The sequence below is a fragment of the Luteimonas sp. RIT-PG2_3 genome, assembly GCF_054902115.1.
Window position 1 is genome coordinate 38,665 of the sequence record NZ_JBUBPF010000004.1, and the last position, 21,322, is coordinate 59,986.

At 68.3% G+C, this 21,322-nt stretch carries 16 protein-coding genes; all 16 read left to right on the plus strand.

Annotated elements, in window-relative coordinates:
* Positions 1-81 precede the first annotated feature (81 nt).
* The 16 genes from ACYX7E_RS07270 to ACYX7E_RS07345 all read left to right on the plus strand — a co-directional run bounded on the left by ACYX7E_RS07270 (position 82) and on the right by ACYX7E_RS07345 (position 21,238).
* Entirely contained in the window at positions 82-1,140 is a 1,059-nt protein-coding gene (locus ACYX7E_RS07270) for a pilus assembly protein PilM (RefSeq protein WP_462079908.1), read from the plus strand.
* Entirely contained in the window at positions 1,140-1,898 is a 759-nt protein-coding gene (locus ACYX7E_RS07275; protein ID WP_462079909.1) for a PilN domain-containing protein, read from the plus strand. The genes ACYX7E_RS07270 and ACYX7E_RS07275 overlap by 1 nt, the downstream gene beginning before the upstream one ends.
* Complete coding sequence (locus ACYX7E_RS07280; RefSeq protein ID WP_462079910.1) at positions 1,895-2,578, plus strand: type IV pilus inner membrane component PilO; 684 nt, start codon at positions 1,895-1,897, stop codon at positions 2,576-2,578. Before ACYX7E_RS07275 ends, ACYX7E_RS07280 begins: the two co-directional genes overlap by 4 nt.
* A 1-nt stretch (position 2,579) precedes the next feature.
* A complete protein-coding gene (locus ACYX7E_RS07285; protein ID WP_462079911.1) occupies positions 2,580-3,137 on the plus strand; it encodes a pilus assembly protein PilP in 558 nt (185 codons plus the stop codon).
* A gap of 14 nt (positions 3,138-3,151) precedes the next feature.
* Positions 3,152-5,050, plus strand: a complete 1,899-nt coding sequence (locus ACYX7E_RS07290) for a type IV pilus secretin PilQ (protein WP_462079912.1) — start codon at positions 3,152-3,154, stop codon at positions 5,048-5,050.
* 172 nt (positions 5,051-5,222) lie between these two features.
* Positions 5,223-6,215, plus strand: coding sequence for an AAA family ATPase (locus tag ACYX7E_RS07295; RefSeq protein WP_462079913.1), 993 nt, complete (start codon positions 5,223-5,225; stop codon positions 6,213-6,215).
* 14 nt (positions 6,216-6,229) lie between these two features.
* The gene (locus tag ACYX7E_RS07300; RefSeq protein ID WP_462079914.1) at positions 6,230-7,123 is read left to right on the plus strand and encodes a DUF58 domain-containing protein; all 894 of its coding nucleotides are present in this window, start codon (positions 6,230-6,232) and stop codon (positions 7,121-7,123) included.
* Complete coding sequence (locus ACYX7E_RS07305; RefSeq protein ID WP_462079915.1) at positions 7,120-7,632, plus strand: DUF4381 domain-containing protein; 513 nt, start codon at positions 7,120-7,122, stop codon at positions 7,630-7,632. Before ACYX7E_RS07300 ends, ACYX7E_RS07305 begins: the two co-directional genes overlap by 4 nt.
* Positions 7,629-8,714: a vWA domain-containing protein gene (locus tag ACYX7E_RS07310; protein ID WP_462080243.1), complete on the plus strand. Its 1,086-nt coding sequence runs from the start codon at positions 7,629-7,631 to the stop codon at positions 8,712-8,714. The genes ACYX7E_RS07305 and ACYX7E_RS07310 overlap by 4 nt, the downstream gene beginning before the upstream one ends.
* Positions 8,714-10,591, plus strand: a complete 1,878-nt coding sequence (locus tag ACYX7E_RS07315; protein WP_462079916.1) for a VWA domain-containing protein — start codon at positions 8,714-8,716, stop codon at positions 10,589-10,591. Before ACYX7E_RS07310 ends, ACYX7E_RS07315 begins: the two co-directional genes overlap by 1 nt.
* The gene (locus ACYX7E_RS07320) at positions 10,588-12,294 is read left to right on the plus strand and encodes a BatD family protein (RefSeq protein ID WP_462079917.1); all 1,707 of its coding nucleotides are present in this window, start codon (positions 10,588-10,590) and stop codon (positions 12,292-12,294) included. The genes ACYX7E_RS07315 and ACYX7E_RS07320 overlap by 4 nt, the downstream gene beginning before the upstream one ends.
* 170 nt (positions 12,295-12,464) lie before the next feature.
* Positions 12,465-13,346, plus strand: coding sequence for a PhzF family phenazine biosynthesis protein (locus ACYX7E_RS07325; protein ID WP_462079918.1), 882 nt, complete (start codon positions 12,465-12,467; stop codon positions 13,344-13,346).
* A gap of 118 nt (positions 13,347-13,464) precedes the next feature.
* Complete coding sequence (locus ACYX7E_RS07330; protein ID WP_462079919.1) at positions 13,465-14,790, plus strand: dicarboxylate/amino acid:cation symporter; 1,326 nt, start codon at positions 13,465-13,467, stop codon at positions 14,788-14,790.
* Positions 14,791-15,045: 255 nt separating this feature from the next.
* Positions 15,046-17,034, plus strand: coding sequence for a transketolase (gene tkt, locus ACYX7E_RS07335; RefSeq protein WP_462079920.1), 1,989 nt, complete (start codon positions 15,046-15,048; stop codon positions 17,032-17,034).
* Between the two features lie 218 nt (positions 17,035-17,252).
* Positions 17,253-19,835 carry a bifunctional lysylphosphatidylglycerol flippase/synthetase MprF gene (gene mprF / locus ACYX7E_RS07340; protein WP_462079921.1) on the plus strand — a complete coding sequence of 861 codons (2,583 nt, stop codon included), beginning with the start codon at positions 17,253-17,255 and terminating at the stop codon, positions 19,833-19,835.
* Positions 19,832-21,238, plus strand: a complete 1,407-nt coding sequence (locus tag ACYX7E_RS07345) for a virulence factor family protein (protein ID WP_462079922.1) — start codon at positions 19,832-19,834, stop codon at positions 21,236-21,238. The genes mprF and ACYX7E_RS07345 overlap by 4 nt, the downstream gene beginning before the upstream one ends.
* Positions 21,239-21,322 lie beyond the last annotated feature (84 nt).

Consider the following 21,322-nt stretch of genomic DNA (forward strand, 5'->3'; position numbering starts at 1 on the left):
TGCCAAGGTGGCCAAAGTCCGTTATTTAATGTGCCGGGGCACGTTGCGCACGTAAGCGCCCGTGTGACAAAGGGGAAAACCGTGGGGCTGATCACAAAAAGCCAGTCACCGCTTGTCGGCGTCGACATCAGTTCGACCGCCGTCAAGCTTCTGCAACTTTCGCGGACGGGCGATCGTTACCGGGTGGAGCACTACGCCGTCGAACCCCTTCCCCCTAATGCCGTGGTCGAGAAGAACATCGTCGAGGTCGAGGCGGTCGGCGAGGCGATCCGCCGCGCGATCGCCCGCTCGGGTTCGAAGGTCAAGCATGCGTCGGCGGCCGTCGCCGGTTCGGCGGTCATCACCAAGATCATCCCGATGCCGGCCGACCTCGACGAGGACGACCTGGAGTCGCAGGTCGAACTGGAAGCGGTCAACTACATCCCCTATCCGATCGAGGAAGTGAACCTGGATTTTGAAGTGCTGGGACCGATGCCGGGCAATCCGGAAATGGTCCAGGTGCTGCTGGCGGCGTCGCGTTCTGAAAACGTCGAGATGCGCGCGTCGGCACTGGAGCTGGGTGGACTGACGGCGCGCGTCGTCGATGTCGAGGCCTTCGCGATCGAGAACGCGTTCGGGCTGATCGCCAGCACGCTGAACATCCCGCGCGACGGCATCGTCGCGCTGGTCGATGTCGGCGCGACGATGACCACGCTCAATATCCTGCGCAACGGCCGCAGTCTGTATTCGCGTGAGCAGGTGTTCGGCGGCAAGCAGCTCACCGACGAAGTGATGCGCCGCTATGGCCTGAGCTACGAAGAAGCCGGCCTGGCCAAGCGCCAGGGCGGTTTGCCGGAGAGCTACGAAATCGAAGTGCTGGAGCCGTTCAAGGAAGCGCTGGTCCAGCAGATCAGCCGCCTGCTGCAGTTCTTCTATGCCGGCAGCGAGTTCAACCGCGTCGACCAGGTCGTGCTGGCCGGCGGTTGCGCGTCGATCCCCGGCGTCTCCGAGATGATCGAGGAGCAGTTGGGCGTGCAAACCGTCGTCGCCAACCCGCTGGCGCAGATGACGCTGGGCCCGCGGGTGCAGGCGCATGCGCTCGCTCAGGACGCGCCGGCGCTGATGATCGCCTGCGGCCTTGCCCTGAGGAGTTTCGACTGATGGCACGGATCAATCTCCTCCCGTGGCGGGCGGAACGCCGCAAGCAGCGCCAGAAGGAATTCGGTCTGATGCTGGGCGCGTCGGCGCTGGCCGGCGTGCTGCTGTGGTTCCTGTTCAATGCCTATTACAACGCCCAGATCAGCGGGCAGCAGGAACGCAACAGCTTCCTGGAACAGCAGATCGCCGAAGTCGAAAAACAGATCCAGGAAATCGACGAGCTCGATCGCCAGAAGGGGCGCCTGCTCGCGCGCAAGGAAGTCATCGAGCAGTTGCAGGCCAACCGCTCGCAGATGGTGCACCTGTTCGATTCGCTGGTGCGCACGATTCCCGACGGCGTGATCCTGACCGGCATCAAGCAGGAAGGCCAGAAGCTGACATTGGAAGGTCGCTCTCAGTCCAACTCGCGGGTCAGCACCTACATGCGCAACCTGGAAGGATCTGGCTGGATGACCAAGCCCGACCTGTCGGTCATCGAGGCCCAGGATGGCGTCGCCGGCCTGCCGTATGCCTTTACCCTGTCGGTGCAGTTGGCCAACCCCAACGAGCCCAAGGACGAGGACGGCGACGGCGTGCCCGATGCGGTGCCCCCGGTCAACGAAGACACCGCGGCCCAGGACGCGGCGGCCGCCGCTGCCGGCAGTACGCCGTCGGATGCCACGCCTGCGACGGACGCGCCTTCCGCGCCGGCTGCACCTGCCGAGAACGCGCCGGCTGCCCCGCCGGCTTCTGAACCTGCCGCGCAAGGGCCCGCGTCATGAGCAAGAAGATGTCGCTCAAGGAACTGGACTTCAACAACATCGGCTCCTGGCCGCAGTTGTACAAGAACGTCTTCTGCGTGGTCGTCGGGCTGTTGATCTTCGGCCTGCTCTGGCAGGTGCTGACCCGACCCAAGGGACAGGAGCTTCAATCGCTCGAAAGAAAGGAAGGCGAATTGCGCGCCCAGTTCGAGAAAAGCCAGGAGCGCGCGGCGAACCTCGAGCCGCTGAAGTTGCAGCTCGCGCAGATGGGGCAGCAGTTGCAGCAGATGTTGCGCCAGTTGCCGAGCCGGACCGAGATGCCCGACCTGATCGGCGATATTTCGCAGACCGCGCTGGCGACCGGCATCCAGAACGAGTTGTTTCGTCCTGGCCCGGAATCGAAGAAAGAGTTCTATGCCGAGAAGCCCATCGAACTGCGCATGGTCGGCACCTACCATCAGTTCGGCGCCTTCGTCAGCGGCGTGGCGTCGCTGCCGCGCGTGGTCATCATGACGATGCACGATATTTCGCTGCGCGCGCGCAACGCGGACAACAATGCGCTGGGCGCCATCGGCCCCAACTCCAACCTGGAGCTGGCCGGAACCGTGAAGACGTATCGCTACCTGGACGAGGAAGAAGCCGTGGCCCAGGAAGCAGCGGCCGCCGCTGCGGCGCCGCCGCCGGCCGGAGGGGAGCGCTGACATGCAGGCGAGCTTCATTCGAGCGATCCCCCGTTGCGGTATCCGCGCGCTGTCGCTGGCGTTGGCGGTGCTTGCACTGGCGGCATGCGGTCGCGACATCAACAGCAGTCCGGGCGAGGCGCCGCCGCTGCAGGAATGGGTGGCCAACGTGAAGGCCAGGCCCGCACCTCCGCTCGAGCCGTTGCCGGTGATGCAGCAGTTCGAGACCTTCGAATATGCGGCGCAGGACCTGCGTGATCCCTTCAGCCGTGCGTTCAACCGCGATGGCGCGGCCAGTGGCCCGCGCCCGGATGCGAACCGGCGCAAGCAGATCCTCGAGCAGTTCCCGCTCGACAGCCTGAAGATGGCCGGTACCTTGCATACCGGTGCCGCGATGGTCGGGCTGGTGATCGCGCCGGACAAGGTGACCTATCGGATCCAGCCCGGCGCCTACCTGGGCCAGAACGATGGCCGGGTCACCCATGTGCAGGAAGATAGAATCGATCTCGTCGAACTCGTGCCAGATGGCGCTGGCGGCTGGCTGGAGCGGCCGGCCTCGGTTGCGCTCGAAGACAAATGATCAGGGGAAGTCAGATGATTGTGACCAAAGCGCATCGCCAGCAGCCGGTGCTCCAGCAGCCCGTGCTCCGGTTGTCATCGGCCCGCATGTCGTCGATCCAGGCCGGAAGCATCGGCCTGCTGATCGGGCTGCTGTCGACCTTTGCTGCCGTGCATGCCGCGCAACCTGCGCCGAACACGATGCTGGCGCTGAGCCAGGCCACGCTGATCGATCCCGGCAAGCGGTTGCCGGCGACGGTCAATGTCGCCAACATCGACTTCAAGCGCGGCGATGGCGGAGCCGGCAAGCTGGTGCTGCAGTTCGACGGTGAAGGCGCCAATCCCGACCTGCGCACGCAGCCGGGCAGCGTCGTCATCGACGTTGGCAACGCCAGCCTGCCCACGAGCCTGCAGCGGCCACTGAACGTCAGCGACTTCGCCACCCCGGTGCAGCGTGTCGATGCCCGTCAGAGCGGCCATGGCACGCAACTGGTGCTGAGCACGCAGGGCAACGTCGAGACTTTGGCCTACCAGTCCGGTCGCGACTATGTGGTCGAGATCGTGCCGCGCGCACGGGCGGCCACCCCCGATCGCGCCATTGGTGCCGCGGCCTCGACCACGGTGGTGGCGGCCAGCCAGTCCAGCGCCGGTCGCGTCTACACCGGCAAGGCGGTGACGTTCAACTTCCAGGACATCCCGGTACGCACCGTGCTGCAGTTGATCGCCGAAGAGTCCGGGCTCAACGTCGTCGCCAGCGACACCGTGCAGGGCAACGTGACCCTGCGCCTGATCTCGGTGCCGTGGGACCAGGCGCTGGACATCGTGTTGCAGGCGCGTGGCCTCGACAAGCGCCGCAGCGGCAACGTGGTCTGGATCGCACCGCAGGCGGAAATCTCCAAGTACGAGCAGGACAAGGAAGACGCGCGCCTGGCGATCGAGGATCGCGTCGAGATGGTCACCGAGTACGTGCCGATCAGCTATGGCAATGCCGAGGACATCGCCAAGCTGCTGACCGACGAGAGCAAGGCCAACTCCGGTGGCGGTGGTGCTGGCGGCGCGCAAGCCAGCAGTCGTGGCTTCCTGTCGTCGCGCGGCAGCCTGAGCTTCGATCGCCGCACCAACACCCTGCTGGTGATCGACATCCCGCAACGCGTGGCCGAGGTGAAGCGGCTGGTCACCACGCTGGACAAGCCGGTCGACCAGGTCGTCATCGAGGCGCGCGTGGTCATCGCCAGCGAGTCGTTCGCGCGCGACCTCGGTGCCAAGTTCGGCGTCAGCGCGGCCAAGGACCGCGTCACCGTGGGCGGTGCGCTGGGTGGCACCGGTCCGGCTGGCCTGAACTACAGCAATCCCGTCGGCGATGCCGCGGCAGGCGTGCTCGGCCTGACCATCCTGGGCAACACGATCGACTGGAATGTCGAGCTGTCCGCATTGCAGACCGAAGGGCGTGGCGAGGTGCTGTCGAACCCGCGCATCATCACCAGCAACCAGAAGGAGGCGGTGATCCGCCAGGGCCAGGAAGTCGGCTACCTGACCGTCACTGGCGGGCAGAGCAACAATGTCCCGACCGTGCAGTTCAAGGACGTGCTGCTGGAACTCAAGGTCACGCCAACCATCACCGCCGACGGCCGCGTCTATCTGAACATCGCTCTGAAGAAGGACGAAATCGAAGGCTTCGTTCCGACCGGAGCAGGGTCCGTACCGCAGATCAACAAGCGCGAGATCACCACCTCGGTCTTGATGGACGACGGCCAGACTGTCTCGATCGGCGGCGTCTATGAATTCCGTGACCGCAGCAGCCTGTCCAAGGTGCCGTTCCTGGGTGATCTGCCGTTCCTCGGCAACCTGTTCAAGAACCGCGGCCGCACCACCGAGAAGGCCGAACTGCTGATCTTCGTGACCCCCAAGGTCATCCGCGTAGCGCAAAGGACCTGATCCCAGGTCTCAGCGACGACCGCATTGAACGACGCAATGGGGCCTTCGGGCCCCATTGCCGTTTCCGGGCCGCGAGCTTGTTCCGGCGGCGCCTGCCTTCCGGCACTGAACCAAGCGCCGCGGATAGGGTCAAATGGGCCCGGGCGTGATCGGCGCCGGTGAATGACAGGCCATGGACAACCCAAACGAAGACCTTCCGCGACTGCATGCCCTGTTCTCGGGGCTTCGCGACCAGTTGGCCGGCGAGATCGTCGGCCAGGGCGCGCTGATCGAGCGGCTGCTGATCGCCTTGCTGGCCGATGGCCATCTGCTGGTCGAGGGCGCGCCGGGCCTGGCCAAGACCACCGCGATCCGCGCCTTGGCCTCGCGGCTGGACGCGGATTTCGCGCGCGTCCAGTTCACCCCCGACCTGCTGCCGGCCGACCTGACCGGCACCGAGGTCTGGCGCCCACAGGATGGACGCTTCGAGTTCATGCAGGGGCCGGTGTTCCACTCGCTGCTGCTCGCCGACGAGATCAACCGTGCGCCGGCCAAGGTGCAGTCGGCGCTGCTGGAGGCGATGGGCGAACGCCAGGTCACGGTCGGGCGGCACACCTACGCGTTGCCGCCGTTGTTCCTGGTCATGGCGACCCAGAACCCGATCGAACAGGAAGGCACCTTCCCGTTGCCGGAGGCACAACTCGATCGCTTCCTGATGCATGTGCGCATCGGCTATCCCGACGCGGCGGTCGAGAGCGAGATCCTGCGCCTGGCGCGGCAACGCGCGCGCGGGCTCCAGCAGGTCGACGTCGATACCACGCCGCGCATCACCCAGCAGGACGTGTTCGCTGCCCGTGACGCGATCCTGGCGCTGCATGTCGCGCCGCAGGTCGAACGCTACCTGATCGAGATCGTGCTGGCCTCGCGCGACCCGGCGCGCTACGACGCGACGCTGGCGCGCCGCATCGCCTGGGGTGCGAGCCCGCGTGGCTCGATCGCGCTGGAGCGTTGTGCGCGTGCGCGCGCCTGGCTGCAGGGGCGCGACTTTGTCACCCCCGAAGACGTCCGCGCGGTCGCGCCGGACGTGCTGCGCCATCGCGTGCTGCCCAGTTACGAGGCGACCGCCGAAGGTTGGGATGGTGATCGGCTGGTGGCCGCCCTGATCGACAAGATCCCGTTGCCCTGAGCCACGCCGACCCCATGGCCGACGGTCTACAGCCCACGCTTGCCGAACTCCTCGCCCTGCGTGGCATCGCGCAGGGACGCGGCGCGCCGCGGCGTGCCCGTGCCGGCATGCGCATGCAGGCGCCGTCGCCGATGCGTGGCCGCGGCATGGAGTATGCGGAGTCGCGCCAGTACACGCGCGGCGATGACGCCCGGCACATCGACTGGCGCGTCACCGCGCGCACCGGGCAGGCCCATACCAAGGTCTTCCAGGCCGAACGCGAGCGCTTGACCCTGCTGGTGGCCGATACCGCGCCGGCTCTGTATTTCGGTACGCGCGTGCGCTTCAAGTCGGTGCAGGCCGCACGCGCGGGTGCGCTGGCGACATGGACGGCGCTGCGCGATGGCGATCGGCTCGCGGCCTTGCGCGGCAGCTCGCTGGAGGCGCCGTTGCCGCCTGCAGGCGGCCAGCGCGGCGCGTTGCGGGTGCTGGACGCGCTGTGCCGCTGGTACGCCAGGCCACCGTCCGATGACGAAGGATTGCTGGTCGCGCTGGAGCATGCCCGGCGCCTGCTGCGCCCTGGATCGCGCGTGGTGATCCTCGCCGATCCCGTGAGCGCCGCGCAGGTACCCAGACATCGCTGGGCTGGCTTGCGTGCGCACAACGATGTCGTGCTGCTTCTGTTCACCGATCCGCTGGAAACCGCGCCGCCCGCGCTGTCGCTACCGTTTCTTGCCGGCGACCGGCGGGTGGCGGTCGACCTGGGCATGGCCTCGCAGCGCCAGCATTGGCAGCATGCCTTCGCCGACGTCGTGGCCGATGTCAGCAAGCGGGCAGCGGCCTGTGGCGTGCGCGTTGCCAGCGTGCCCAGCGATGGCGAGCATCCGGCGTGGCTGTCACTGCTCGGCAGTGTGCGGGGCGCGCCATGATCGCGACCGCCGCTTCCGCTGCCGCTGCGCCGGCGGCCATTGCCCTGCGCGATATCCATGAACCGCTGGCGCCCGGCTGGTGGCCGCCTGCGCCGGGTTGGTGGCTGCTGGTGGGGCTCGCATGTCTGGCGTTGCTGGCATGGTTGCTACGGCGCTGGTGGCGTCGTCGTCGGCAACGCGATATGGCGGACCTGTTCGACCGCAGCGTTGGCGCGGCCGCGACACCGGTCGCGCGGATTGCCGCGATGTCCGAGTTGCTGCGCCGTGCGTCGCGCCTGCGCGATCCCGCAGCCGACCGGCTGCAGGGTGAGGACTGGCTGGCCTTCCTCGACCAGCACGTGGACGGCAAGCGCCAGCGCACTGGCACTGGGAGGGACACCGCGTTCTCGCAGGGCCCGGGGCGCGCGCTGCTGGATGCGGCGTTCCGCCGGGACGCGGGCGATGTCGACATCGGAGCGCTTCACGCATTGGCCCGTGCGCGTTTCGTGTCATGGACGGCGCCACAATGATGTGGCCGGCATGGTCCTGGTGGCAGGGATTTGCAGGCTTTGCATGGCCCTGGTTGCTCCTGCTGCTGCCGGTACCGTGGCTGCTGCGCCGCTGGCTGCCTGAGCTGCAGACCGATGGGCCGGCGTTGCGGGTCCCGTTTGGCGATCGGCTGGAGGCGATCGCCGGCGAGGGCACGCGCCATGGCCGCGCGGGCGGCGTGCCGTGGCTGGCCTGGCTGGCCTGGGGGCTGCTGTGCGTGGCCGCCGCGCGCCCGCAATGGCTGGCCGAATCGGTGCAGCCGCCGCAGGCGGGGCGCGACCTGATGCTGGCGGTCGACCTGTCGGGCAGCATGGCCGAGGAAGACATGCAACTGGGTGGCCAGCGCGTCGACCGCCTGACCGCGGCCAAGGCGGTGCTGGCGGACTTCCTGGATCGCCGCGATGGCGATCGCGTCGGCCTGCTGGTGTTCGGGCAACGGGCGTACACGTTGACGCCGTTGACGCGCGATCTCGACAGTGTGCGCAGCCAACTGCTCGACAGCGTGGTCGGACTGGCGGGGCGCGAGACCGCGATCGGCGATGCGATCGGACTCGCGGTCAAGCGCCTGCAGGCGATGCAGGGCGCGACCGCAGGCGTCGATGCGCAGCGCGTGCTGATCCTGCTGACCGATGGCGTCAACACGGCCGGCGTGCTGGATCCGTTGAAGGCCGCGGAGATCGCTCAGGCGCAGCGCGTGCGCATCCACACGATCGCATTCGGTGGCGAAGAAGGCGCGTCGCTGTTCGGCTTCCGCCTGCCCGGCGGTGGCGAGCCACAGATCGACGAAGCAACCCTGCAGCGGGTCGCGGAGATCACCGGCGGACAGGCGTATCGTGCGCGCGACACCGCGCAGTTGGCCGGCATCTATGCCGAGATCGAGCGGCTGGAGCCGATCGAGCAGCCGGGCCAGCGTGTGCGCCCGCGCGAAGAGCGCTATGACTGGCCATTGCTGGCAGCGCTCGCATGCGCGCTGCTCGTGCTTGCGCCGTGGCCGATGGGACGCAGGCGCCGCCAGCGCGGTCGTGCGGCTGCGTCCATTTCGTTGAACAGGCAGGGTTCCTGATGGATGTCGTGTCTTCCCTGCACCTGTTGCGGCCGCAATGGCTGTGGCTGCTGCTGGCGTTGCCGTTGCTGGTCGCCGCCTGGTGGTGGCAGCGGCGTCGACGCAATGTCTGGCGCGATGTCGTCGATGCGCATCTGCTGCCGGCGCTGATCGAGCATGCACCGGGCCGGCGCGGCTATGCCGGCCTGGCCTGGTCGCTCTGCGGCTTTCTGCTGGTGGTGCTGGCACTGGCGGGTCCGGCCTGGCGCATGGGCGAACAACCGCTGGTACGCGGCGGCTCGCCGCTGGTGGTCGCTGTAGATCTGTCGTCGTCGGCGACGGCCAACGACCTTCCGCCATCGCGCCTGCTGCAGGTGCGCGCGAAGCTGCGCACGTTGCTGGCGTCGCGTCGCGAGGGCGCGGTCGGGCTGGTGGCGTTTGCCGGCGATGCCTTCGTCGTGGCGCCCGTCAGCGACGATGCCGCCAATATCGACCTGTTCGTCGATGCGCTGTCGCCGGAGCTGATGCCCGAGGATGGCAGCCGTGCCGAACGTGCGATCGCGATCTCGCGCCAGTTGCTGCAGCAGGCGGGACATGGGCGTGGAGACATCCTGCTGATGACCGACCATGCCGATGGCGCGGCGATTGCGGCGGCGGCCTCCGCGGCGGCGCAGGGCTACCGGGTGTCGGCGATCGGCGTCGGTACGCCGACGGGCGCGGCCTATCGGCGTGGCGACGGCAGCATCGCGCATGCACAGCTGGATCGCACGTCGTTGCAGGCCATGACGCGGGCAGGGCAGGGCGTGCTTGCCGGACTGAGCAACGACCAGCGCGATCTGGAAGCAGTGTCGGCCTTGCGGCCGCCGGCATCCGCAGCGGCCGGAGACGGCGGTCTGGGGCGTGCCTGGCGCGACGAAGGCTATTGGCTGTTGTTGCCCTTGTTGGGGCTGGTCTTGCTGGCGTTCCGTCGCGGCGCGGTGTTCGCGGTGTTGTTGCTGTGTGTCGGTAGTGTCGGGCTGTGGCCGTTGCCGGGCCAGGCGCAGGCAAGAGTTCAAGCGACCCCGGCGACGCCGGCATCGTCCGCGCCGGCTGCGGTCAAGGGGACCTGGTGGCGGCGCGCCGACCAGGTCGAGCATGCGCGCCTGCGCGATGGCGTGCAGGCCTACCGCGAAGGCGACTTCGCGCAGGCCGGACAACGCTGGTCCGGCCTGCAGGGTGCCGACGCTGCCTACAACCGCGGCAATGCGCTCGCCAAGGCCGGACAACTGGCCGAGGCCATCGCTGCCTATGACGAGGCGCTGCGGCTGCAGCCCGGCATGGAGGACGCGCTGGCCAACCGTAAGGCGGTCGAGGCCGCCTTGCAGGACCGACCCCATCAGGGCAAGGGTGCGCAAAAACCCTCGCCCTCGTCGAATGCGCCGCCGCAGGCACCGGGCCAGACGCCGCAATCGGGCGAGCCTGGGGCCGGCGAGCCTGCGGAGGGCAAGCCCGGCGACAGCAAGCCTGCAGACGGCACGCCCCAGCCTGATGCGCAGTCGCCGCCGCCCGGCCCGTCGCAACCGCTCCCGTCGCCTGCTGACCGTTCGCGCGCGCAGGACCGGTCCGCGAACAAGCCGCCGCTTCCATCGCAGGCACCGCAGCAGCAGGCGGCGCAGTCGGACGCCGATCGCGCGCAGCGCGAGCAGATGCAGCGTGCGTTGCAGGAGTCGCAACAGCAGGCCGAGGACGGCACGCCGGTCGATGCACCGCCCGAGCGCGCCGAGAGTGCCGCCGAACGCGAGCAGCGCCAAGCCAACGAAGCCTGGTTGCGCCGCATTCCGGACGATCCGGGAGGCCTGCTGCGTGCGCGCTTTCTGCTCGAACAACAGCGCCGCCAGGGCGCGAGGCCCGACCGATGAAACGCCTGCCGCTGTGGTGGTGGCTGCTCCCATTGCAGCTGATCCTGTCGATGAGTTTCGCCTTGCTGCCCATGCAGGCGCAGGCTGCCGCGCGTGCCTGGCTGGATCGCGACCGCATCGAGCTCGGCGAGACCGCCACGCTCAATGTCGAGACCGACCAGGCGACGGCGCAGGCCCCCGACTACGCCGCGTTGCAAGGTGCGTTCGAGCTCAGTGGCCACAGCAGCAGCCGCAGCTTCAGCCTCGTCAATGGCCAGCAGCAGACGCGCGTGCTGTATGCGGTCGCATTGAAGCCGCTGCGCGAGGGCGTGCTGTCGATTCCTTCTTTGCGGGTCGGTAATGCCAGTACCGCGCCGTTGCAGCTCAGCGTCGTGCCGGCATCGGTGACGCCGGCGCGCGATGGCGCGCCGGCCTTCATCGAATCCGAGGCCGACCTGCAGACACCTTACGTGCAGCAGTCAGTGGGCTATGTGTTGCGCCTGTACTACCTGCCGCCGCTGGTGTCGGGAACACTCGACCAGTCGGTTCCGGAAGGCGCGTCGATGCAGCGCATCGGCAGCGACCTGCAGTTCACTCGCGAGATCGATGGCCGCCGCTACACGGTGGTCGAACGTCGCTACCAGGTGGTCCCGGAACGCAGCGGAACGCTGACCATTCCCGGCGCACGCTTCGAAGGCCGCGGCGCGGGTGGTTTCTTCGACGATGTCTTCAGCGATGGCCGGCGGGCACTCACGGCCAATGGCGCGCCGCGCATCCTGCAGGTGCAGGCCGTGCCCGATGGCGCGCCGCAGCCCTGGCTGCCGCTGCATGCACTGGATCTGCGCTATGTCGAGTCGCCTACCTCCGCGCGCACCGGCAGCGCGGCAACGGTCGTCGTCGAAGCGCGTGCCGATGGTGCGGTCGGCACGCAGTTGCCGGAACTGCAACTGCCGCCGATCGCAGGTGTCCAGGTCTTTGCCGAACCCGCGCAGATCGACGAGAGCTTCGACCATGGTCGTCCGCAGACGCGGGTGACGCGGAAGTTCTCGATCGTGCCGTCGCAACCGGGTGTGCTGCGGCTGCCGGGTCCGCGCATCGGCTGGTGGGACGTGCGCGCCGGTGCGGCCCGCACGGCGTCGTTGCCGGCGATCGCGCTGGAGGTCGAAGCGGGCACGGAGACGGGCAGCGGGACGGCCAACGGCGACAGCGCACCATCGTCGCTTCCGGGAGGGATCCAGACGACCTCGCCGGTTGCGGGTCCGTCGTTGCAGGGGCTGTCTGTGTGGATGGTCGCGGCGATGGTGTTTGCCCTGCTGTGGCTGCTGACCCTGTGGTGGGGGCTGGGCCAGCGTCGCCGCGCGCAGGCGTTGCCTCCCGCGCGGTCCGTTCCCGGGATGACTGCCGGGTCTGCAGTGATCGCGCCGCGCGCGCGCGCGTGGCAGTCGCGACCCTGGCTGGCCTTGCTGCAAACCGGCGATGCCGGCGAGATCGCGCATTTCCTGTGCGTGTCGGTCTCTCCCGAAGCCGAGGATCTCGATGCCTTGCTGGCACGCCTGCAGGATCCGGCGCAGCGCGAGGCGGTGCGGCAACTGCAGCAGGCGCGATGGGGCGGCGGCGACATGGCGGTCGCACGCGAAGCATTGCGGGCCGCGTTCCCGTCCGGCATCCGGACGGCGGCAGCGGCCCGCACCGAGGCGACCGCGTTGCCACCGCTGTATCCGTAGCGAGTGTCTCCCTCGCCTGGCCTGGCAGGCAGGCGCGTGGGTTGCCGCGTCCATTGACGTCATGGTATCGGCAGCAGCGTCATCATCGGCAGCGGATTGTGCGAAGGTGCCCTCGATGCCTTTGCAGTCCCGGTTGACGGGCCGATCGCACGACGTGGATGATCTTGCGCATGGAACACCCTGACCTGCGCAATCAACACGCCCCCGATGCGCTCCGCTACGCGGCGTTTGCCGCAGCGCCCGGCGGTGGAAACCCCGCGGGCATCGTCCTGCGTGCCCAAGGCCTGGACGTGGCGGCGATGCAGGCATTGGCGGCCGATATCGGTTACGCCGAAACAGCATTCGTCATCGATCGCGACATCGCTGGCGATCCGCGCCATCATCGGCTGCGCTATTTCTCGCCGGATGCCGAGGTGCCGTTCTGCGGCCATGCGACCATCGCGACGGCCGTGGCGATGGCGGAACGCGGCGGGACCGGACCTTTCCTGTTCGAGACCCTCGTCGGTGCCGTCGCCATCGAGACCACCCGGTCGCCCGCCGGCGACATCATCGCGGCCTTCACCAGCGTTGAGCCGCGCGTCGCGCCGTTTCCGTCCGCGGTGTTCGATGCGCTGATGAGCCTGCTTGGCCTGTGCGATGCGGATCTCGACGCGAGCTATCCGCCCATGCTGGCGTTTGCCGGCAACTGGCATCCGCTGCTGGTGCTGCGGTCGCGCGCGACCTTCGACGGTTTCCGCTTCGATCCCCAGGCGGTGCGGGCGTTGATGGATGCCAACGGATGGGCGGGCACGGTGATGGTCGCGTTCGCCCTGTCGTCCCGCGGCTTCGAAGTCCGCAACCTGTTTCCGGTGGGCGACATCATCGAGGATCCGGCCACCGGATCGGCGGCAGCCGCGCTGGGCGGCTACCTGCGTGTCACCGCCGTGCTCGATGCGCCGACGCATATCGAGGTCCATCAGGGCGCGCACGTCGGCAGGCCCAGCCTGCTCGCGGTCGAGATCCCGGTGGCGGGCGGCATCATCGTCAGCGGTTCGGCCAGTCCCATCGCCTGAGCGCGGCAGCAACGCCGGGCTGCGGATCCCGGGGTGTCACGGGCTTCGACTGCGCGCGATTGGTCGCATGCGCGGCGGGTTTGCTACCCTCGGTTTCTTTGCCGCCAGAGGCTAGACCATGACGAAGGCCCCCGCCAAGCCCGGTTCATCCTTCCCGTTGCACTGGAAAATCGCGATCGGATTCATCGTCGGACTGTTGTTCGGCCTGGTCGTCCATTACAGCGCCGGCGCGGATGCGGGTTGGGTCGCAGGCCTGACCCAATACGTGACCCAGCCGTTCTCCAAGCTGTTCCTGAGCCTGATCTTCATGCTGATCGTGCCGCTGCTGTTCTCGGCGCTGGTGGTCGGCGTATCGGAGATGGGCGACATCGCATCGCTGGGTCGCATCGGCTGGCGCACGCTGGGCTACACCATCGTGCTGTCGGGCATCGCGGTGCTGCTGGGGCTGGTGATGGTCAACCTGTTCAAGCCGGGCGTCGGCGTGGATCCCTTGCTGGCGCAGCAGTTGCTGGCCGAAGGCGCAGAGAGCGCCAAGTCCATCGTGCGCGACAGCCAGACCGGCATGAAGGGCATGGAGATGCTGCTGTCGATCGTGCCGCAGAACGTCGTCGGCGCGGCCTCCGACAACGCCAACATCCTTGCGCTGATGTTCTTCGCGATGATGTTCGGCGTCGGCATGGTGCTGACCAGGTCCGAGGCCACGGCGACGTTGAAGCGCGGCATCGAAGGCCTGTTCGAGATCTCGATGACGCTGATCGGCCTGGTGATCCGCCTGGCGCCGTATGCGGTGTTCTGCTTCATGTTCAACCTGGCCGTGCTGTTCGGCTGGGACCTGCTGATCAAGCTGGGCGCCTATGTGCTGGTCGTCGTCGGCGCGCTGGCGATCCACATGCTGGTGGTGTACTCGCTGGCCCTGAAGCTGATCGCCGGCTGGTCGCCGGTGGCGTTCTACAAGGGCGTGCAGGAGGCGATGCTGATGGCGTTCTCCACCGCGTCCAGCAATGCCACGCTGCCGACCGCGTTGCGGGTCGCCGATGAGGAGTTGAAGCTGCCGCGCAAGGTTTCGCGCTTCGTGCTGACCGTCGGCGCCACGGCCAACCAGAACGGCACCGCGTTGTTCGAGGGCGTCACGGTGATCTTCCTGGCGCAGTTCTTCGGCGTCGACCTGAGCTGGGGTCAGCAGTTGATGGTGATGCTGGTCTGCATCCTCGGCGGTATCGGCACGGCCGGCGTGCCCTCGGGCTCGCTGCCGGTGGTCGCGCTGATCTGTGCCATGGTCGGTGTGCCGCCCGAAGGCATCGGCCTGGTGCTGGGCGTCAACCACTTCCTGGACATGTGCCGGACCACGGTCAACGTGACCGGGGACCTCGGCATCGCGGCCCTGGTCGCCAGGGGCGAGGTCGACGCGCCCGATCTGCCGGAGGCCCCTGCCGCCAGCCGCTGACCGGGCCTTGCGCGAGCAGGGCGTTGGCGCACCGGGTCGTGTCCCGGTGCGCGGGCAATGACATGGGGATGGCGCGGCCGGGCTGGTGCTCTGGCGGGCTGAACCGGCGACCGGTCCGTTGCACCGATCCCTCGACCGGACCCGTCGAGCGCGACAGCGCGGGACAGGGATGGGACAATAGCGGCCTCGCTGCCGCGCCTGCGCGGCTGCCCGACATCCCTCCGCTTCCCTCCGTTGCCCCTTCCTATGCCCGACATGACGACGCCCAGCCGCCGCGACCTCGCCAACGCCATCCGATTCCTCGCCATCGATGCGGTCGAGGCCGCCAAGTCGGGCCACCCGGGCATGCCCATGGGCATGGCCGACATCGCCGAAGTGCTGTGGAACGATTACCTGAACCACAATCCGGGCAATCCGCAATGGTTCAACCGCGACCGCTTCGTGCTGTCCAACGGCCACGGCTCGATGCTGCATTACGCGCTGCTGCACCTGTCGGGCTACGACCTGCCGATCGAAGAGCTGAAGAACTTCCGCCAGTTGCACAGCAAGACCGCCGGCCATCCGGAGCGTCACGAGACCCCCGGCGTCGAGACCACGACCGGCCCGCTCGGACAGGGCCTGGCCAATGCGGTCGGCTTCGCGCTGGCCGAAAAGCTGCTCGCGCAGCGCTTCAACCGCCCGGAACTGGCGGTGGTCGACCATCGCACCTGGGTCTTCATGGGCGACGGCTGCCTGATGGAAGGCATCTCGCACGAGGCCGCCTCGCTGGCCGGCACGCTGTGCCTGGGCAAGCTGGTCGCGTTCTGGGACGACAACGGCATCTCGATCGATGGCGAAGTGCATGGTTGGTTCACCGACGACACCCCGGCCCGCTTCGAGGCTTATGGCTGGCGCGTGATCCGCAGTGTCGACGGCCATGATCCCGCGGCCATCAAGGGCGCCATCGACGCCGCGATCGCCCAGGACGACAAGCCGACGCTGATCTGCTGCCGGACCTCGATCGGCTTCGGTTCGCCGAACAAGGCCGGCAAGGAGTCCTCGCACGGTTCGCCGCTGGGCGCCGCCGAGGTCGCCGCGACCCGCCAGGCGCTGGGCTGGAACGCCGCCCCGTTCGAAGTCCCGCAGGCGATCGCCGCAGGCTGGCGCGCCACCGGCGCGGGCCTGGTCCGCGAGGACCAGTGGAACACCCTGTTCGACGCCTATTCCGAGCGTCACCCCGAGCTGGCCGCCGAACTGGTGCGCCGCTCGCATGCCGAACTGCCGGAGGGTTTCGGTGCCGCTGCCGATGCCTACATCGCCAAGCTGCAGGCCGAAGGTCCGGTCGTGGCGTCGCGCAAGGCGTCGCAGATGGCGATCGAAGCCTTCGCGCCGTTGCTGCCGGAGCTGATCGGCGGTTCCGCCGACCTGGCCGCGTCCAACCTGACGCTGTGGAAGGGCAGCAAGTCGGCCGCCAGCAGCGATGCCGATGCCAACTACGTCTACTACGGCGTGCGCGAGTTCGGCATGAGCGCGATCGCCAATGGCCTGGCTCTGCACGGTGGTTTCATCCCGTACGACGCCACGTTCCTGGTCTTCAGCGATTATTCGCGCAATGCGCTGCGCATGAGCGCACTGATCCCGGCGCATGCGATCCACGTGTTCACGCACGACTCGATCGGCCTGGGCGAGGACGGCCCGACCCATCAGCCGGTCGAGCACCTGGCCTCGCTGCGCATGATCCCCAACAACGACGTCTGGCGTCCCTGCGATGCCGTCGAGTCGGCGGTGTCGTGGAAGGCGGCGATCGAGCGCCGCGACGGTCCGAGCTGCCTGGTGTTCTCGCGCCAGAACCTGCAGCACCAGCCGCGCGATGGCGCGCAGGTCGCCGACATCGCGCGCGGTGCCTACGTGCTGAAGGATGCGGTCGGCGTGCCGGAGATCATCCTGATCGCGACCGGCTCGGAAGTGGAACTGGCGACCCAGGCTGCAGCCCAGCTCGGCGACAACGTGCGCGTGGTGTCGATGCCGTCGACCGACGTGTTCGATCGCCAGGACGCGGCCTACCGCGAAGCCGTGCTGCCGCGCGCGGTCCGCAAGCGCGTGGCCGTCGAGGCCGGCGTCACCGCGTTCTGGAGCAAGTATGTCGGCCTGGATGGTGCGGTCGTGGGCATCGACAGCTTCGGCGCCAGCGCCCCGGCCGGCCAGTTGTACAAGCACTTTGGCATCACCGTCGATGCGGTGGTCGCCGCGGCCAAGGCGCTGTAACGACCGGCTTCGGACCGGGCAGGGCGGCGTTCGATGCGCCCGCGTCTGTCCGGCCTGTCTGGCCCGTTCTGCCGGTTTGGCCCGCCTTGGCCTGACCTGAAGCACCGATGCCGCGCATGAAGCCATGCGCGGCATCTTTGCATCCGGTCCTGGTCCGATGCCCGCTATGCTGGGCACCCGCTGTTTCCTGATTCCTCGCAATCACCGGATCCAGATCGATGAGCGACCCGCTGCCGCGCCCCCTGAGCCCCGCTCCCGCGAGCCGGTGGGCGCGCTTGCAGGCCTGGAAGCCCTGGCTGCTCGGGCTGGCGGTCGTGCTCCTGGCGCTGCTGGTGTTCGAGGCGCTGCGCGGGTTCTGGCATGAGCTGCACTACGATGCCGTGGTCGCTGCGATCCGTGGCGTGTCGTCCGAACGCCTGCTGCTGGCGGTGCTCGCGACCGCGGTGAGTTTCGTCGCGCTGTCGGGTTACGACCTGTCCTCGCTGCGTTATGTCGGCGCGCGCGTGCCGTATCGCGTGGTCGCCCAGACCTCGTTCATCGCCTATGCGCTCAGCAACACCATCGGCCTGGGCGTGTTCACCGGCGGTGCCGTGCGGATGCGCCTGTATGGCGCGGCCGGCGTCGATGCGGGCGCGGTGTCGCGTGCGATCGCCTTCAATGCGCTGGCGTTCGGCATCGGTGTCAGCGTCATCGGTGCATTCGGATTGATCGTCGACGCCGACGCGGTCGCGCCGCTGGTGCATCTGCCGACCGCTGTCGTGCAGGCCATCGGCGGCAGTTGCCTGGTCGCCGCCTTGTTGCTGTTGCTGGCCTGCCGGGGGCGTGAGATCGCATTACCGCGGCGGCTGCGCTTGCGCCTGCCAACGGCGGGAATCGCCTGGCAGCAGTTGCTGTTCTCGGCGGTCGATGTCTGCGCGGCGGCGGCGGTGCTGTGGCTGCTGCTGCCCGATGGCGCGATCGGGTTCGCGGCGTTCGTCGGCTTCTTCGCCGCTGCCACCGTGATCGGCGTGATCAGCCACGTGCCCGGCGGGCTGGGTGTCTTCGAGGCGGTGATGCTGGTCGCGCTGGGCGGGCAGGTGCCTGCCGAGACGCTGGCCGGTGCGCTGGTGCTGTACCGGATCATCTACTACCTGCTGCCACTGCTGCTGGCCTTGCTGCTGCTGATCTCGCACGAGGTCGGCCGCGGCATCGGCGCGCCATTGTCGCGCGCCACCGCCAGTCTGGCGCCACGGCTGCTGGCGGCGTTCACGCTGGTCGTCGCCGTGGTGCTGCTGGTGTCGGGGGTCACGCCGGCGACCCGCGAAGCGACGACGTTGCTGGCGTCGCACGTGCCGCTGCCGCTGGTCGAAATCTCGCATTTCCTCAGCAGCATTGCCGGGATCGCGTTGCTGTTCGTCGCGCGCGGCATGCTGCAGCGGCTCGATGCCGCCTGGTGGGCCGGCCTGCTGCTGGCCGGGGCATCGCTGCTGCTGGCATTGCCCAAGGGCATCGCGATCTGGGAGGCGGTGATGCTGGCCACCCTGGTCGGCGCGCTGGCGGTCTCGCACGGCCAGTTCACCCGTCGCGCGTCGTTGTTCGCGGTGCCGTTCAGTGGGGGCTGGCTGCTGGCGATGGGCGTGATCGTCATCGTGGTGACGGGGCTGCTGTTCTTCTCGTACCGTCAGGTCGATTACGCGCAACAGCTGTGGTGGCAGTTCGAGTTCAATGGCCATGCGCCGCGTTCGCTGCGTGCGCTGGTCGGCATCGCGCTGGTGGCGCTGATGCTCGCGCTGCGACAGTTGCTGCGGCCGCCGGCCGCCGAGCTGCCGTTTCCGGATGCCGCCGCGTTGGCGCGGGCCAGCGACATCGTGCGTGCCCAGGACAACGCCGATGCCGGCCTGGCACTGACCGGCGACAAGCACCTGATGTTCTCGCCTGCCGGTACCGCCTTCGTGATGTACGGACGCAAGCGTCGCTCGTGGATCGCGTTGTTCGATCCGGTCGGACCCGCGGGGGAGTGGCAGGAACTGGTCTGGCAGTTCATCGAGCGCAGCCGCGATGCCGGTGCGCGCAGTTGCTTCTACCAGGTGCGGCCGACGTCGCTGCCGTTGTATCTGGATGCCGGCCTGCAACTGTCGAAGCTGGGTGAGTATGCCTATGTGCCGCTGACCGGATTCACCCTGAGCGGCAAGCGCCGCGGCAACCTGCGCACCAGCGTCAACCGCGCCGAACGCGAAGGACTGGTGTTCGAGCTGGTCGAGGCCGCCGACGTCGCGCCGTTGCTGGATGAGCTGCGTGCTGTCTCTGATGCCTGGCTGGCACGCCATCGCGCGGCCGAGAAGCGCTTCTCCGTCGGCGCGTTCCAGGACGAGTACTTGCTGCGCCATCCGGTCGCGGTGGTGCGTCAGGACAGCAGGATCATCGCCTTCGCGACGATCCTGGTGACCGATCGCGGGCAGGAGGCGAGCGTGGACCTGATGCGGCATGGCGACATGCCCAATGGCACGATGGATGTCCTGTTCGCGAAACTGATGCTGCATTTCTCCGCGCAGGGCTATGCGCGCTTCGGCCTGGGTATGGCGCCGTTGTCGGGAATGGCCGGTCATCCGCTGGCGTCCAACTGGCACCGGGTCGGCCGCCTGCTGTATGCGCACGGCGAGAATTTCTATCACTTCCGCGGGCTGCGCGCGTTCAAGGAAAAGTTCGATCCGGTCTGGGAGGCGCGCTACCTGGCATCGTCGGGTGGCGTGGCGCCGCTGCTGGTGCTGGCCGACGTCGCGGCGTTGATCAGCGGCGGCTATCGTGGAGTCATCAGCAAATGAGGCGCTGGCTGTTTGCCCTGGTGCTCGCATCGACCCTGCTGTCTGTCCTGATGCCCGCGGCGGCGCAGGAGCGCCTGTCGCACGGCAACTTCAAGGACGTCAGCCTGTATCGCGCGATCGGCGATACCCGCCAGGTCGTGCTGCTGCTGTCGGATGCGCAGGGGCCGGATACGGTCCTGCAGGCGGCGGCGCGCGCGCTGGCCAGGCAAGGCGCGCTGGTGGCCGTCATCGATACCGCAGCGCTGCGTCGGACGTTCGCGGCCGGAGGCGCGAGCTGTGTATTCCCCGATGGAGACCTCGACAACCTCTCGCACTACCTGCAGGGTTACGCACGCCTGCCGACCTATCGCGCCCCGTTGCTGGCGGGCGTCGGCGAGGGTGCTGCACTGGCCTACGCGATGGCTGCGCTGTCCGATGCCGGGACCTTCGCTGCCGCGATCAGTGTCGGCTTCGCGCCCGGGCTGGCGCTGGGCAAGCCGTCCTGCGATGGCGTGGGCACGGTGCTGCACGTCGTGCACGAAACCGGCCAGGCGCAGCTGCGACCGGTGGCACGTGTGGTGATGCCCTGGGTGTTGCTGCAGGGCGCGCACGATACGCGCTTCCCGGTCGGACAGGCGCGTGCCTTCGTCGAGGGGACGGCGGGCGCGGCGCTGTCGGTGCAACCGCGACTGCGACACGATGCCCGCGCGGCCAGCGCCTGGCTGCCGGCATTGCTGGCCGCCGCGCAGTCGCTGGCCGCGCACCAGCCGCGCGCACTGCCGCCACCGCCGCAGGCCTTGACGGGGTTGCCGTTGATCGAAGTGGAGACGACGGCCGAGGGGCGTCATTCTGATACCTTCGCGGTGCTGCTCAGCGGCGATGGCGGCTGGGCCGGCCTCGACAAGGACGTTGCGGCGGCGCTGGCCGCGCAGGGCATTCCGGTGGTGGGCTTCGATTCGCTGCGCTATTTCTGGCAGGCGCGCACGCCGGACGGGCTGGCGGCCGATCTCGATCGCGTGCTGCGCTACTACGCGGCGCAGTGGAAGCGCCCGCGCGTCATGCTGGTCGGCTATTCGCAGGGGGCCGACGTGCTGCCGTTCGCGGTCAACCGGTTGCCGGTGACGACACGCACGCAGGTCGCGCAGACGGTGTTGATGGGACTCGGCCAGCGGGCGTCATTCGAGTTCCATGTCGGCAACTGGCTGTCATCGAAGGACGACGATGCGTTGCCGATCCTGCCCGAAGTCCAGCGTCTGTCCAGCGCCGATACGCTGTGCATCTACGGTGCCGGCGATGGCGACAGCGCCTGCCAGGCGATCGCGCCCGCGCATGTGCATGCGGAGGAGCTGCCGGGTGGGCATCATTTCGGTGGCGATTACGCGCGCCTGGCGCAAACGATCCTCGACCGCATGGACGCGCACTGAGCATCTGTTCACGATCTTGTCGCGTGTGCCGTCTTGCAGCGCTTGCCATCCTGCAGCGTTCGCCATCTGGCGCGCTCGCGACGG